The sequence below is a fragment of the Brumimicrobium glaciale genome (genome assembly GCF_004152935.1).
Taxonomy (GTDB): domain Bacteria; phylum Bacteroidota; class Bacteroidia; order Flavobacteriales_D; family Crocinitomicaceae; genus Brumimicrobium; species Brumimicrobium glaciale.
In genome coordinates this window covers 455,190-469,221 of the sequence record NZ_SETE01000002.1, presented here as the reverse complement: position 1 = coordinate 469,221, position 14,032 = coordinate 455,190, and the positions used below count along the sequence as shown (strand labels likewise).

Below are 14,032 nucleotides of genomic sequence, written 5' to 3'. Positions count from 1 at the left end.
AAGGGGGATCTCTTTTGTGTTAAAGGCAGATTTAATTAAATAAAGAGGTTCTACCCTGATTTTAATGGTTAAACCATTAACCTTTCCATTTTATCAAAACTAGTTTTATATAGATGTTTCCATTTTTGAGTTCAAATAACTGCAATACATGGGTTTAATATTTTCAGTTCCAGAGGAACGACATATTAATAGATATGAATGAAATCCATCTCTATACAAACCCACCGAAATCGGTATAATTGCATGCAATTATACCGATTTCGGTGGGTTTGTTTTTTGTTTATTGATAACCAAGTACACTAGTGTACTTGGCTATTAATATGTCGCTCCTCTGGAGCTAGTTATTTAAGGAATGAATAATTATTGATAAATATTTTAGAATCCATATTGTATGAGTTCCCATTAAAATAGTGGTAGAACCACAATTATCAATTATCAATTGTGAATTATCAATTATCAAAATTCTGGTTGCGCTTCAAAAAACATATCTTCCTTTGTAATTGGATGTTTAATACCTAGCGTTGTTGCATGTAAATAAAGTCTATCTTTCACTTTTCCATACAAATCATCTCCTTTGATCGGTGCGTTTAATCCTTTGACATGCGCACAATGAACGCGCAATTGATGTGTTCTTCCAGTAATAGGAGTTAATTCAATTCTGGTCATTCCTTTCTTGCGTTCTAGAACTTTCCATTCTGTTCTGGCCGATTTCCCAGTTTTAAAATCTACTTTCTGACGCGGTCTGTCTAGAATATCTTGCTGTAAAGGCAAATCAATAATTCCTTCAGTTTCTTTTAAATAACCTTCTAATAGGGCAGTGTAGGTCTTTTTAACTTTACGTTTGATAAATTGCTGCTGCAGAAAATTATGTGATTTCAAATCTTTAGCGATAATCAATAATCCAGAAGTCGACATATCTAATCTGTGAATCAAAAGTGGACCTTCGGCATCAGGGTATTGCTTTTTAATTCGAGCATAAACAGAGTCATAAATTTCTTTTCCTGGAACAGAAAGTAAATCATGTGGTTTATTGATGACTAAAATTGCATCATCTTCATAAACTGTCTTTATAACTTTGTCAATTCCCGGATTAGCCAATAAAGGATTCACCTCAACGTCCATTCCTTGCAGCATGTGAGAGAGAATTGGTTTGCATTTCCCCAAACAAGCAGGATAAAATTGTTTGTGTTTACGAATTTCTGTTCCCGGAGGTGCTCCCCACCAAAATTCAGCCATCACAACAGGCTTTAAATCATTCTTAAAAGCATAATGCAATAGTTTTGGAGCAGCACATTCACCAGCACCAGCAGGAGGCTTCCTGAATGCAGTATCTTTAAATATATCTAGTAATGCCTCTTCTTTACCATCTTTATTGAGGAATTTGTAAGAAGTAAATAGCTTTTGCTGTAATCGTGCTGAATCTGTCTTGCGTTTTTGAAGTAGTAATTCTAACTCATCTGTAAAAGGACTCAACTTAGCTTGAATATCAGTAAGTTGTTCCTTCTGATTGCGTTTAAATTGTGCTAAACCAGTTTTGTATTTTATACTTTCATCCGCTAAAGAATTCATCAACGTTTCAAAGTCAGCAGAATTCATTTTCCCTTCGTTTTCTTGACGCTGTTGCTTTCGATTGGCTTTTGCATTCCGCATTTTTTCACGCAGTGCTTCTTCTTCTTCAATTAATAATTTCTGAAGAATTTTGAATTCTAGATTAAGCTTTATAAATTCTTCATTTCCTTCTAATTCAGCGATTCTAGCGTTCACTGCGTTAATTTTTAACTCGCCTTCCAAAAAGAAACTTCCTTCTGTCAACATATCAAAAACCGGAGGAACGAAGTATTTGTGGTGATTAGAATTCGCCAATTTCCCTGAGAAAGCTGCTAAATATCCCAATTCTCCTTGAGGATTCTCAACAACCAAAACGCCAAACATTTTCCCTATTTCTAGTCCATCCGCATTCGCATCTATTCCAAAATTGTGGTTCCAGTCATGCGTTTCTATGTATGATTGCAATTCTTCTGTAGCAGTTAGGGCTAATGGATGCGGAGTATAATAAAACGGATAAGTAAATTGCTCAGGCAATGAAATAGCGGGTAATTCAGTTTTAAAAGGAATAAATCTTGAAGGATTTTGCATTGACTTGTGCTATTTGGAATTGAAATTTGATGCAAATATAGACATGAGATTTTATAATTGATAATTAACATTTGATAATTGTCAATTACCTATTATCCATTGTCCTCTATCCACAATAATTTGACTATTTTTGCATATTGAAAAATACCGAAATTAAAGAAGCATGAAGATTTCATATAACTGGTTAAAAAATTACGTTAAAACTGAGCATTCACCTGAACGTTTGAGTGAAATCCTTACGGATACTGGGCTTGAAGTTGAAGGTCTTGAAAAAGTTGAGATCATTAAAGGTGGATTGGAAGGCGTTGTAATTGGTCAGGTGACGAGTTGTGTGCCTCATGAAGGCGCTGACCGTCTGAATGTTACGAGCGTAAATATCGGGGAAGATGAAGAAGTTCAAATCGTTTGTGGAGCACCAAATGTTGCTGCCGGACAAAAAGTTGTAGTAGCGACTGTTGGAACTACTTTATTCCCAAATCCTGATGAGCCTTTTAAAATCAAGAAGGCAAAAATTAGAGGTGTTGAATCATTCGGTATGATTTGCGCTGAAGATGAATTAGGAATGGGCGTTTCTCATGATGGAATTTTGGTATTGCCCGAGGACGCTAAAATTGGACAAAAAGCTGCTGACTATTTTAACTTAGCAGATGATTATAGAATTGAAATAGGATTAACACCAAATAGAAGTGATGCTTTAGGTCATTTGGGTGTAGCACGTGATATTGTGGCTTATAACAAAGTTCATAAGGTTGAAAAAAGCTCTTTACTTTTACCAGATATTAGCGCTTACGAAGTGTTTGAGAGTGGTGAGAAAGTGAAAATTGAAGTTCAGTCACCAGATGATTGTACCCGATATATGGGTTGCGTTATCTCTAATTTGAAAGTAAAGCCTTCGCCAGATTGGTTGAAGAATTACTTGTTGACAATTGGATTAACGCCAATCAACAACGTTGTTGATGTTACCAACTTTGTAATGCATGAATTGGGAACGCCTTTACATGCATTCGATTTAAGCAAAGTAGGTGAGAAGATCGTTGTGAAGCACGCTGAAGAAGGTGAGAAATTCATGACTTTAGATAACGTTGAGCGCACAATGTCAGACCAAGACTTGATGATTACCAATGGAATAAAGAATCTTGCTATTGCAGGTGTTTTTGGTGGTGCTAACTCAGGTGTGAATAATGAAACATCTTCAATTTTCCTTGAAGCGGCTTATTTCAATCCAATAAGCGTTCGTAAGACTGCAAAACGTCATGGAATGAATACAGATGCGTCTTTCCGTTATGAAAGAGGTGTGGATATCTGTATGATTCCATTCGCAATGAAAAGAGCGGCGACATTGATTGCAAAGCTTGCCGAAGGAAATATTTCTCATGAACCAATTCCATTTTATCCAAAACGTGTTGAACCAAACGAAGTAATGTTTAGTTATTCAAGATGTAATCAATTGATTGGGAATGATATTGATGTGGAGAAAGTGGGTGAGATTTTAAATGCATTAGATATTCAGATTTTACAAAATAATGGAGATCAAGTTAAATTGAAAATCCCAACTTACCGTGTTGATGTTACCCGTGAGGCTGACGTTATCGAGGAAGTGTTGAGGATTTATGGATTTAATAATATTGAACTTCCACAGAAATGGAACATCAGTCTTTCAGATCAAAACTTGAGAAGTGAAGAGATGAAACTGAATACAATTGCTGATTTATTGGTGTCTCAAGGTTATTTCGAGATGATGAATAATTCCTTGACATCAAGTAATTTAATAGATGATCATGGAGGAGAAGCCTTCTCGAATGACAATTCAGTGAAGATGCTTAATCCATTGAGTTTAGATTTAGATGTGATGCGTCAATCATTGATTTTTCAAGGATTATCAACTGTAGCTCACAATAAAAACCGTCAAAACTCTGATTTAGGATTATTTGAATTTGGTAAGATTTACCAAAAGTTTAACGGAGAATTTCATGAGAACAAACGTTTATCGATTTTCTTAACGGGTGTGAAAGATCCAGAACAATGGAATTCAAACCAAGAAGAGGTTTCATTCTTTACGCTAAAGGGAATTGTTACTGCGATTTTAGATCGACTTGGGTTGGATGGAATGGCATCAATGAAAGGTTTAAAGAAATCAATCCTTGAAGACGGAATGCAATTGTATGTTCAGAAAGATAAGATTGGAGAAATTGGTTGGACAAGTACAAAAATGAATAAAAGCTTAGGTTTAAAACAAAGGGTTTATATCGCTGATTTAGATTGGGATATGATTCTTAGTTTAGGCAATAGAAACAAAGTTTTGTTCAAACCTTTACCAAAGACTTTTGCAATGCGTCGTGACTTTTCTCTGCTGTTAGATAAGGCTGTTACTTTCCAAGAAATTGAAGAAGTGGCACGCAAAACGGATAGAAAATTATTGAAAGAAGTAAATCTTTTTGATGTGTATGAAGGAGATAAATTACCAGAAGGTAAGAAGTCTTATGCTGTTAGTTTCTATTTCCAAGATGAAGAGAAAACATTGAAAGATGATCAGATTGATAAGGTTATGGAAAATATCCGTATGCAATTAGAAGGACAGTTAAAAGCGGAATTAAGATCATAATTTTTATTTCCGTAGAGGCGCAATGCATTGCGCCTCCACGGAAATAAAAACCCCCACGGAAATAAAAAGCCCCACGTAAATAACCTCCCCACGGAAATACCCCCCACGGGAATTTATTCAAAACAACCTGCCATCAAAAAAGCAAGAGATTGCGCCTCAATTCTTATAATCTCATGCTTAGCCCGCCTTTGTTGAAATGATTAGTGAAGAATAAATATTTTAATCTTTAGTAAAAATCCATGAAAATGATTGATGTAAATAAAGTAGTAGGTGTTTTTATTATTCGTATGCTTTTAGGTTTGATCTTTCTAATGCAAGGATTTGGAAAGGTTTTTACTTGGGGAATGGAGAATGTCATTAATGCTGACTTCTTCGGTGATACGTTTAAAGATATTCTTCCGGACTATGTTATTCATATAACAGCTTATTATACTTCGTATGTGGAGTTGATTGGTGGATTTCTATTGGTCGTAGGCCTGAGAGCGAACATTGCGTTATATGCTCTTGGCTCAGTTTTGATTATCGTAACATTTGGTCATGGTTTAGCTGAACCAATTTGGGATTTGTCTCATGTAATGAACCGTACAATCTTGTTAGTGGCGTTGCTTTTCTTACCGAGAAAATGGGATAAGTTATCAGTGGATTATCTGATTCAAAAGCATTATTCTAAAAAAGGATAACTAGCAGGTGTGATTTCATCTCCGATAGGGTGCTGTTTAAGCATGAAAAATAAAAGGTTTAAGAAAACAACCTCCCATCAAAAAAGTAATCTTCATTTCTAACCAATTTCACTTTTTCTATAAATAAAGGATGTTGTGTATTGATGATGTAATTATATTCTTGGGTGATTATAGCAGAAGGAACTTTGAGAATTAACGTACGTTTACTTTTGTACCATTCAGATCCAATTTCTTGCAGTCTAGGGTACATTTGGAATTTTCGCCAGTCTTTTGGTAAGTTCGTAATTGAAACTTGTTCAACCAATTCTTCTTCATCCGCTATAGAAATAATCATAACCTCGTAGTTTGGGAATGGACTTATGGAGCTTCGATGAACGACTAATTCGAGGGTAGACAAAGACCTTGAGGAGCCTGTATAAATGACAAATTCATTTTTTCTATTCCATCGATTTGCAGAACCAGAACTCGATAATTCTTTTGAATGTTTTGTATGCGAAATTCTAAATACTTCCATATTTAGGCGTTATCACCGTATTCTATTCCTGTTAAACGATCTTCGATGTACCTTATACCTGAAATACTTTTAAAAAACTCCACTGGAGGCGTGTTGTTGAATTGAAAATTTGGAGTTTCTAACCAATGATTAAAAGCTTCTTTTGAACCAAAAACCAACTCGCCTTTTTTATAAAGTGATACTAAAAGTAAAAACTTCTCTTTGAATGGCATGGAGATTTCTGTTTTTAAATTTTTGTAGTTTTGAAACGTTTTTTCACTGATATTGAACCATTCAGAAATTATTTTATCAGTTTTTCGAGCTAATTTTTTGAAGAATTTAAACTCTCTACTTGCTATGTTGACTGAATTGACGTAGTAAACCATTTCTACATCAGATACTGTAGCGGGTGCTTCTTCAATCTTATATGGATGTTCTTTTGTGCTCATAATTATTGCTTTACACGAAATTAAGTATATTTACTTTGACTTACAAGTAATTGTACTTTTTTTTGACATAATTTATATTTAATTACCTTTGAAGAATGAAGATACGCATTGCAGAGAGCTTTAAATTCAGGAGACGAATAACTATTTTATTGTGCGCTGTAATCAGTCCACTTGTATTTTATAAGTTGTACAACTGGGTAGCATTAATTGAGGCTTTACGGGTAGATGATTATAGCTACGGCGCATTATTTTATCTGGTGGTTTTTTCAGTTTGTTTAACCACTAACGCTGTTATAGTTCATTTATTAAATCAAAATTCTTCAAAAGACGAAAAGATTCGTTTATGGATCAAAGGAAGTTTGATTGCTCCGTTATTTGGGCTGACCTTTATTTTGTTATACTTTTTTATTGATATTCTCATACACGGAGCCCGTTGGAACTTCGGTTAAATTTTTTCCTTTCTGAAATTTAAGACTCCTTTTCATGATTCTTAATTAGCGAACAGCCTTGGTTTATGTGTTGAATTCTCCTTGCTTAAATTGCTTCAAGATTCCTGATTTTTCGTTAACTTAGCAATTCAATAAAAGATCAAAAATTATGGCAATAAAAGATTATAATCACAAGGTAGCAGAGCGTTTGATGCGTTATGTACAAATCGATACAACAGCAGATCCAAATTCAACTTCATTTCCATCTACAGAGATACAAAAAGATTTAGGTAGACTCTTACTTCAAGAATTACTTGATTTAGGTGTAAAAGATGCTGAAATGGATGAATGGGGTTATGTATTTGGAACGGTAAAAGGAAATACTTCGAATGATGTTCCAACAGTATGTTTTTGTGCACACATGGACACTGCGCCAGACGTGACAGGGAAAAATGTTAAGCCAATTCTACATAGAAACTACGACGGGAATCCAATTACACTTCCAGACGATAACGCTCAGGTTATCACAACAGAAAAGCATCCTTACCTAAAGGAAAAGATTGGAGATGATTTGATTACTGCAAGTGGTTTGACTTTGCTTGGAGCAGATGATAAAGCAGGTGTTGCATGTATCATGGATTTCGTGGAATATTTGATGGGAAATCCTGGGATTAAGCACGGAGATATTCGTATTCTATTCACACCAGACGAAGAGGTTGGTAGAGGAGTTGATCATTTAGATATGGAGAAGCTGAATGCTGACTACGGTTACACTTTAGATGGAGGAGTTTTAGGTTCTATTGAAGACGAAAGCTTTTCTGCAGATGCAGTTAAAATCACAGTTCATGGTGTAAGCGCTCACCCAGGTTATGCGAAAGGGAAAATTGTTAATGCTTTAAAAATCGGAGGTAAAATACTTGCTGCACTTCCAAATGACAGCTGGTCACCAGAAACTACGGAAGGTAGAGAAGGATTTGTTCATCCAACAGCATTTGATGGAATTCAAGAGAAGGCTACAATCGGATTTATCATTCGTGATCACGAAACAAGTAAATTAGCTGAATATGAAGCTCGTTTGAAAGAAATAGCTGAGAAAGTTGTTACCGAATATCCTGGTGCGAGCATGGAGTTTGAAATAACAGAGCAATACAGAAACATGAAGGAAATTCTAAAAACTGTTCCTTTTGTTACTGATTATGCAATCGAAGCAATGAAAAAAGCGGATATCACGCCTCGTCCAGTTATTATTCGTGGTGGAACAGATGGTTCACGTTTATCTTTCATGGGATTACCTTGTCCAAACTTGTTTACAGGTGAAATGGCAATACATTCTAAGCATGAATACGTGAGTGTTCAAGATATGCAGAAGGCTGTTCAGACGATGGGAGAGTTGGTTCAAATTTGGGAGCAGCATAAATAAAGCGCAGCTTTATTTATGCTTAGAGTTAGAGCAAAGAGCGAAAGAACTTCGAACTTATTTAATTGATAATAAAAAAGATCCAGCCCACGAGTTGTAAACTCGAGGTAGCTGGATTTTTTTATTTCCATTAATATTTTCGTAAATTGTAACAAAAAGATGATGCGGAAACTACTATTTTACACGATTTTAACTTTTATTTCTTGCGGTTCTTTGTATGCTCAAGGAGAGTATGATAAATGCTATTTCGGAACGGCAGGAATTGATTTTACAGGAGGAAATCCTTACGTTTTGACCAATAGTCAAATGATAGGAGTTGAGTCAGCCGCTTCAATGTGTTCTCAAAATGGAGATTTACTCTTTTATAGTAATGGAGGTGATAGTCCAACTGTTCCTGCAAGTGTAGGCGCTGTTTGGAACGCTAATCATGTAATTATGGAGAATGGAATCTTAGGCAGTGAAAGCGGATGTATTAGTTCTTTTGATGGTGCGGTTGCTTTTCCTAAATCTCCAAGTAATTCAAATTTTGATGGTAGCGCAAGCCCAAGTAATTCAACTTATTATATTTTCATGCGTGATTGTGTTGAAAGTTCAGTCACAACTCCGAGTTATAATTCAGGATTAACATATTGTGAAATTGATATGGATGCTAATAATGGATTGGGTAAAGTTGTGAATAAGGGGAATCAAGTTGTTCCGTTTGATCCTGGCTTTGGATTGAGCACGAACCATGAACCACTTGCAGCAATTTCAAATGCAAATGATGATGGATGGTTTGTATTCTCTTATACTCTAGATTCGTTATACAGCATAGAAGTGGATGATAATGGAATTGGAAATATAAAAGTTCATGTGGAAGGAGCGAAGAGAATTGTATTTTCACCTTCTAAAGAACACGTTATTGTTGGAGGAATACTATATAATTATAATAATTTATTGAATGAACTTTCAGTTATTAGATCATTTCCAGAATCATCTTTTGCATTTTCTCCCAATGGAAAAGTTTTATACGCAATTGGAAGTGGTAATTTGAATCAATATGATTTAACTGCTACAAATATTTTTGGAAGTAAAGTGACTATTAATTCTGGTGTTACAGCAAGTAGATTGTATTTAACTCCAGATGCTAGAGTCTACCTTTTTAATGTTGATGCAGGTTCACTTCCTGGGGTTATTAATTGTCCAAATTCTTTGGGTACAAATTGCGATTTCTCCATGACATCTTTTAATCTTGGTGGCAAACAAGCAGGACATGTTTTTACAAATATTCCTGCCAACTATTTGTTTTATAACGGAGCAGACTGCAATCTTTCAGTAAACGACTATAAAGCCGAATCTATTGACTTTGAAGTTTACCCAAATCCATCTAATGGAAATATTACAATTTCAATGAGTAAATTCGAAAATCATATTCCATTTAATGTTGTTTCATTAGAAGGGAAGGTTGTTTTTGATGGAATGGTTCGAAGTCATAAGGAGATAGTTGATTTGAGAGGTGTTGAGCGTGGGATTTATATCTTGGAGGTGAATGGCAAGAAGAAGAGGTTGGTTTTGAGGTAGAATCATAATATGAGAAATACTTAAAATACTCTATTGTGCATGTTTTGGTCAATAGTAGATGATCTCCCTTTGTAAATAAAGTTTGAAAAAGCATTTATAAAATCAATTTTCATCAGGGAATCTTTAATATTTTCTGCATCAACTGATACTACATAACCTTTTCCTGGAATTATTACTATCAAATGAATAACTTTTAAGTCTTTGTCTGTGTATTCTTTAAAAAAACGAACGATATTGTCTTTAAGAGATATTAAGTTTTGTTTTAATAATTTTTCAGCAAGAAAATTTTTTCTAATTTCACCAATACGTACTATATCAAAATGAACATCCATAACCTTTAATTTTTTTTAAACATTGTTCGAATAACATCAAATATACCCAAATTAAAGATTCTTATTTTTTTATATTAAAGTATCAAGAATTAAAGTTGTCAACTAATGTTTTAAATAATAAAATAATCTCATAATTTGTAACACTTTTAGAATACCGAAACACATAATTAAATAAATAAAGTCCCCATAAAATGTATTTTGAATTTTTTTTCTATCTTTCAACGCTTTAAATATCCATTTCTACCATTTCTGCTCTTGCTCCAAAACGAATAGGTAAAACACTAGTTCCTATACCTTTTGAAATATACATTTTTGGTTCAACATCTTTGTGCCATCCTTTCAAATACTTCCCACTTCCTTCAGGTTTAAATGGTGCATAACCGAATAAGGTAATTTGTCCACCATGTGTATGTCCAGAAAGAACTAAGTCAATATTCAAATCACCTTTTTGCTCCGTAATCGTATCTCTGTATATTGGACAATGAGATAAAACGATATTTGTATCAGAAGGAGTGAGGTCTTCTATTGACTTTGTGAAATCAGCATTCCCACCAACTAAATCATCAACTCCAATAACTGAGACTTCTCTATTTCGAATTGAAACTGTTCGGTTTTCATTGATGAGTAATTGACAATTGTTAGCTTCATACACCTGTTTTAGCTCTGTTAAATCCACATTTCCCCAATATTCCCAATTTCCTGTAATGGCGTACTTTTGAATAGAGTTGTCTATCAATTCTAGAAATTGATTTAAGGCTTCCGTATTGTTAGGCTTGTCAAGAGAATCTCCTGTAATAAAGATTAGATCTGGCTTTTTTGAATTTATCTTTTTAGCGATTGTTTTATGAAAATACCGTAGTTTGTCAAAATGTAAATCTGATATTTGAATAATTTTAATTTTGTTATCATTTGACTTCGCAATATCATAATAGTTCCAATCGATTACATATTTCTCAAACCATAAAGAGTCGAGTAGAATTAATCCCAGCGCAGTTAAAACACTTCCTTTTACAAATTTCCTTCTACTGATTTTTCTCATTTCTCAACCAAAACCTTCTTCACCATCTTCTGACCTCCAACTTCAAAATGTAAGAAATAAACTCCATTTTCAAAATCAGAAACATCGATTGTCGTCGTTTCTCCATTAGCTTTTACTGAATGCACCAACTTCCCATTAACATCATAAATCTCAATATCGCAATTTAATTTCTGAGAACTCTCAATCGTCAAAATTGAACTTACCGGATTTGGATAAATGCTGAAATTGATCGCTTCTTGGTTTTCAATACCTAAAGTTATATTGACGTAGCAATTTGAATATTTAGGACTTTGATATAAATCCTGAGAATTAGCGTAAGTACAAGTTAAAAACAATGAATCTGGCATTTCTTCGCTGAAAAGAATAGGTGTGTGAGGGAATAGCGGACCATGAATACTTCCAATTCCTTCAATCCATTCTTCACCGAGGTGAAAGAATCCCATTAAACTTGGTTCTGTAAAGTTAAATTTCCGATAGGTTTGTCCATCGATTTGAATATTTTCAATTAATTCAAGGTATAACCATTCTGGTGTTCCATTAAAATCATAAAGCACACTATCGCCAACTGATAAACCAAAATTATAAAGTGTGTCAACAGGATTATTCGAGTTTCTGTAAAGAATTAAATCATTCTCAACTCTCGTTAAGCCTTCAAATACAAGATTGTTTTGAAATAGAGAATCGCTTGTAGAATACATTTTTGACCATGTTTCGCCATTTATTGTGCTGTCTCCTTGAAAACCATAAATTGCCGTTGTTGTAGCTACAAAACTTGGATGTTCTGGGTTCCCAGCAATAAAAGTTTTAGCAACATTCCATTTTGCGTCTTGGTGAGAAAAATGGTTAATGATTTGTCCGAATAGGAGAGTAGGGAGTAGAAATGAGAAGAGTAGAAGTGTTTTCATGTTCGTGTTTTTAATTTATTGATGGTTAAATTTATGAATTTAATTTTTAATCCACAAAAGTTGTTGTTCTGATGACGGAACGCGGATGACGCGGATGCTGAAGCAACACGGATAATCACGGATTTTTTAGTTTAAAAATCAGTCTGTGTTTTTGTTTTTTAATTTTACAAAAATAAAAATCCGCCTTTAATCCGCGTTCGGAGATCCGCGTCATCCGCGTTCCATTACAGCGCATAATTATTCCTCCCAAAACCCAAACTCATAAACATGCTCAATAACAGTTTCATTTGAATAAGAACCTCTTACTTCTTTAATCACTAAGGCTTTAGTTTTATCCATATGATATTTGTAAGTAACTAGAAATGAGTTTCGAGAGTCAGATTTCGAATTCAGTTCTATAATTCTTCCTTGTTCGTCATAAGTGAAGAAATGTTGGTGCCTGTCATTGTCAATATAACTTTCAACTGGTTGATTTTTGTCATTGGTTAGAATATCAAATAATCCGGATCTTTTTTGTTTAACTCCAATTATATTTTGATTTTCATCAGTGAGAACACAATAGGAATTTGTACAGAATTGGTTCTTTTCTAAATATCGAAGTTGCGTATAAGCTCTGGTATTAAATTCACCAACTAGGTTTAATCTTAGCGTATATTGATAGTTGTTACTGTAAATAATATGCTCTTGTTCTATTTCTAAATCAACATTTGTTCCTTGGTAACTTGATTCAACATCGAGCTCATAATTCTCAGTATAATCTAAAATATCATTTTTATAATGATACAATTTTAATGATTTATCACGATCCGAAGTTCCTATGTTTTCCAATTGATTCTTAGCATTGTACTTATATATTTCTTCACTTCTGATTTTACCGTATTCATCATTGTACTCAATTAGATTAACCTGCTGGGACTTATTAAAGAATATCTTTTTCGTTCCCATAAATCTCCTATTGGTATCATTGAGTTGGTAACTCGTGATTTTCATCGTGTAGACTTTTTGTTCAAAATCAAGAATATCCAACATTTGCAATTCTTTTGGAGCATGTTGAAACCTTGACAAATCAAAGTTGTTATCGTTATTCAATTGTTCAATTTGTGTTTTTGAGGATGGAGTCAAATCATTTTTGAAAGCAGGTTTAAATTCAGGATAAACTTTCAGTAATTCTTGAACTTCTTCATCCTTTAGAAACACACGAAATGACTCATTATTGAAAAGTTCAGAGGAATTGGATCGTTCTGGGAATTCAACTATAACACCAGTTAAATAAGGATAAACAAGTGCTTCTGAGAAGTAGATTTTCGATTCAATTTCTAGTCCTATAGCTTTATTTTCTTTCGCATGCTCAATTCTTTCTAAATTGTCTAAATCTATTTTCTGTGTTTTCAATAAGTAAAGCGTCTTGAATTTAGAAAGTGTTAATTTCCTCAATTCATCTTGCTGCTTAGCACTCGGGGAGTCGTTGATTTCAATTATAGTATTCTTTTCAAAATCAGCTAAATAAAATTGTTTAATGGGAATTTCATCTTTTCCGTAATGTCCTCCGCTATTCATTTCAAAATTGTAATTAATAGAATAGATTCCACAATTATTAAGCACACTAACTAATTCTATGTCAATAGATTTGAATTTCGGATTAGTGGAGAATCTAGTATCATTTCCTTGCAAACGATTCCATTTTTCAATCTGACTTTGTTGTTTTAAAGCTTTACTGTTCAATTGAAAAAAGGAAACTTCATCGTTCACAGTCGCTGTTGCTTTTGAGAAGAATTGATCTTCAATTTTCGACCAAACCTCATTCTTATCCTTGTTTTTGTCATGAACAATTTCCAGTTTACTTGGAGAATAATCCTTTTTAATCTCAGCGCTTAACACATAAGAAGAAACCGAATATTCCTTATTCTGAAAAACGTCTAAAATTTGGGTTTGACCCATTATTGAGAATAAGCATAAAGCCAATATTGTTGTAATTCTTTTCATTATTCTGT

Annotated in this window: 12 protein-coding genes; 5 read left to right on the top strand and 7 right to left on the bottom strand. The window is 33.9% G+C overall.

Annotated features, from left to right (window positions below):
* Nucleotides 1-456: 456 nt before the first annotated feature.
* Nucleotides 457-2,136, bottom strand: a complete 1,680-nt coding sequence (locus ERX46_RS05610) for an RluA family pseudouridine synthase (protein WP_130092860.1) — start codon at nt 2,134-2,136, stop codon at nt 457-459.
* 163 nt (nt 2,137-2,299) lie between these two features.
* Between ERX46_RS05610 and pheT the strand changes: the two genes are divergently transcribed.
* Both pheT and ERX46_RS05600 read left to right on the top strand, forming a co-directional pair.
* Nucleotides 2,300-4,738, top strand: coding sequence for a phenylalanine--tRNA ligase subunit beta (gene pheT / locus ERX46_RS05605; RefSeq protein WP_130092859.1), 2,439 nt, complete (start codon nt 2,300-2,302; stop codon nt 4,736-4,738).
* A 245-nt stretch (nt 4,739-4,983) separates the two neighbouring features.
* Nucleotides 4,984-5,418, top strand: a complete 435-nt coding sequence (locus ERX46_RS05600) for a DoxX family protein (protein WP_165366161.1) — start codon at nt 4,984-4,986, stop codon at nt 5,416-5,418.
* A 58-nt stretch (nt 5,419-5,476) separates the two neighbouring features.
* Here ERX46_RS05600 and ERX46_RS05595 read toward each other — a convergent pair whose 3' ends face one another.
* Both ERX46_RS05595 and ERX46_RS05590 read right to left on the bottom strand, forming a co-directional pair.
* Nucleotides 5,477-5,932, bottom strand: a complete 456-nt coding sequence (locus tag ERX46_RS05595) for an RES family NAD+ phosphorylase (protein WP_130092857.1) — start codon at nt 5,930-5,932, stop codon at nt 5,477-5,479.
* 2 nt (nt 5,933-5,934) lie between these two features.
* A complete protein-coding gene (locus tag ERX46_RS05590; protein ID WP_130092856.1) occupies nt 5,935-6,360 on the bottom strand; it encodes an antitoxin Xre/MbcA/ParS toxin-binding domain-containing protein in 426 nt (141 codons plus the stop codon).
* 95 nt (nt 6,361-6,455) lie between these two features.
* Here ERX46_RS05590 and ERX46_RS05585 point away from each other — a divergent pair, with 95 nt between their 5' ends.
* From ERX46_RS05585 to ERX46_RS05575, 3 genes are all read left to right on the top strand, one after another.
* Nucleotides 6,456-6,809 (top strand): hypothetical protein, encoded by a 354-nt coding sequence (locus ERX46_RS05585; protein ID WP_130092855.1) that lies wholly within the window; start codon nt 6,456-6,458, stop codon nt 6,807-6,809.
* 148 nt (nt 6,810-6,957) lie between these two features.
* Entirely contained in the window at nt 6,958-8,208 is a 1,251-nt protein-coding gene (pepT, locus tag ERX46_RS05580; protein WP_130092854.1) for a peptidase T, read from the top strand.
* Between the two features lie 156 nt (nt 8,209-8,364).
* Nucleotides 8,365-9,765 carry a T9SS type A sorting domain-containing protein gene (locus ERX46_RS05575; RefSeq protein ID WP_130092853.1) on the top strand — a complete coding sequence of 467 codons (1,401 nt, stop codon included), beginning with the start codon at nt 8,365-8,367 and terminating at the stop codon, nt 9,763-9,765.
* Between the two features lie 20 nt (nt 9,766-9,785).
* Here the strand turns inward: ERX46_RS05575 and ERX46_RS05570 are convergent, their stop codons facing one another.
* The 4 genes from ERX46_RS05570 to ERX46_RS05555 all read right to left on the bottom strand — a co-directional run bounded on the left by ERX46_RS05570 (nt 9,786) and on the right by ERX46_RS05555 (nt 14,024).
* Nucleotides 9,786-10,097 carry a hypothetical protein gene (locus ERX46_RS05570; RefSeq protein WP_130092852.1) on the bottom strand — a complete coding sequence of 104 codons (312 nt, stop codon included), beginning with the start codon at nt 10,095-10,097 and terminating at the stop codon, nt 9,786-9,788.
* Nucleotides 10,098-10,323: 226 nt separating this feature from the next.
* Nucleotides 10,324-11,136 carry a metallophosphoesterase gene (locus ERX46_RS05565; RefSeq protein WP_130092851.1) on the bottom strand — a complete coding sequence of 271 codons (813 nt, stop codon included), beginning with the start codon at nt 11,134-11,136 and terminating at the stop codon, nt 10,324-10,326.
* Complete coding sequence (locus tag ERX46_RS05560) at nt 11,133-12,041, bottom strand: T9SS type A sorting domain-containing protein (RefSeq protein WP_130092850.1); 909 nt, start codon at nt 12,039-12,041, stop codon at nt 11,133-11,135. The genes ERX46_RS05565 and ERX46_RS05560 overlap by 4 nt, the downstream gene beginning before the upstream one ends.
* A gap of 237 nt (nt 12,042-12,278) precedes the next feature.
* Nucleotides 12,279-14,024 (bottom strand): hypothetical protein, encoded by a 1,746-nt coding sequence (locus tag ERX46_RS05555; protein ID WP_130092849.1) that lies wholly within the window; start codon nt 14,022-14,024, stop codon nt 12,279-12,281.
* Nucleotides 14,025-14,032 lie beyond the last annotated feature (8 nt).

Coding starts and splice junctions, on each gene's coding strand:
- ERX46_RS05610 (WP_130092860.1), bottom strand. CDS start 2,136: ATGCAAAATCCTTCAAGATTTATTCCTTTTAAAACTGAATTACCCGCT.
- pheT (WP_130092859.1), top strand. CDS start 2,300: ATGAAGATTTCATATAACTGGTTAAAAAATTACGTTAAAACTGAGCAT.
- ERX46_RS05600 (WP_165366161.1), top strand. CDS start 4,984: ATGATTGATGTAAATAAAGTAGTAGGTGTTTTTATTATTCGTATGCTT.
- ERX46_RS05595 (WP_130092857.1), bottom strand. CDS start 5,932: ATGGAAGTATTTAGAATTTCGCATACAAAACATTCAAAAGAATTATCG.
- ERX46_RS05590 (WP_130092856.1), bottom strand. CDS start 6,360: ATGAGCACAAAAGAACATCCATATAAGATTGAAGAAGCACCCGCTACA.
- ERX46_RS05585 (WP_130092855.1), top strand. CDS start 6,456: ATGAAGATACGCATTGCAGAGAGCTTTAAATTCAGGAGACGAATAACT.
- pepT (WP_130092854.1), top strand. CDS start 6,958: ATGGCAATAAAAGATTATAATCACAAGGTAGCAGAGCGTTTGATGCGT.
- ERX46_RS05575 (WP_130092853.1), top strand. CDS start 8,365: ATGATGCGGAAACTACTATTTTACACGATTTTAACTTTTATTTCTTGC.
- ERX46_RS05570 (WP_130092852.1), bottom strand. CDS start 10,097: ATGGATGTTCATTTTGATATAGTACGTATTGGTGAAATTAGAAAAAAT.
- ERX46_RS05565 (WP_130092851.1), bottom strand. CDS start 11,136: ATGAGAAAAATCAGTAGAAGGAAATTTGTAAAAGGAAGTGTTTTAACT.
- ERX46_RS05560 (WP_130092850.1), bottom strand. CDS start 12,041: ATGAAAACACTTCTACTCTTCTCATTTCTACTCCCTACTCTCCTATTC.
- ERX46_RS05555 (WP_130092849.1), bottom strand. CDS start 14,024: ATGAAAAGAATTACAACAATATTGGCTTTATGCTTATTCTCAATAATG.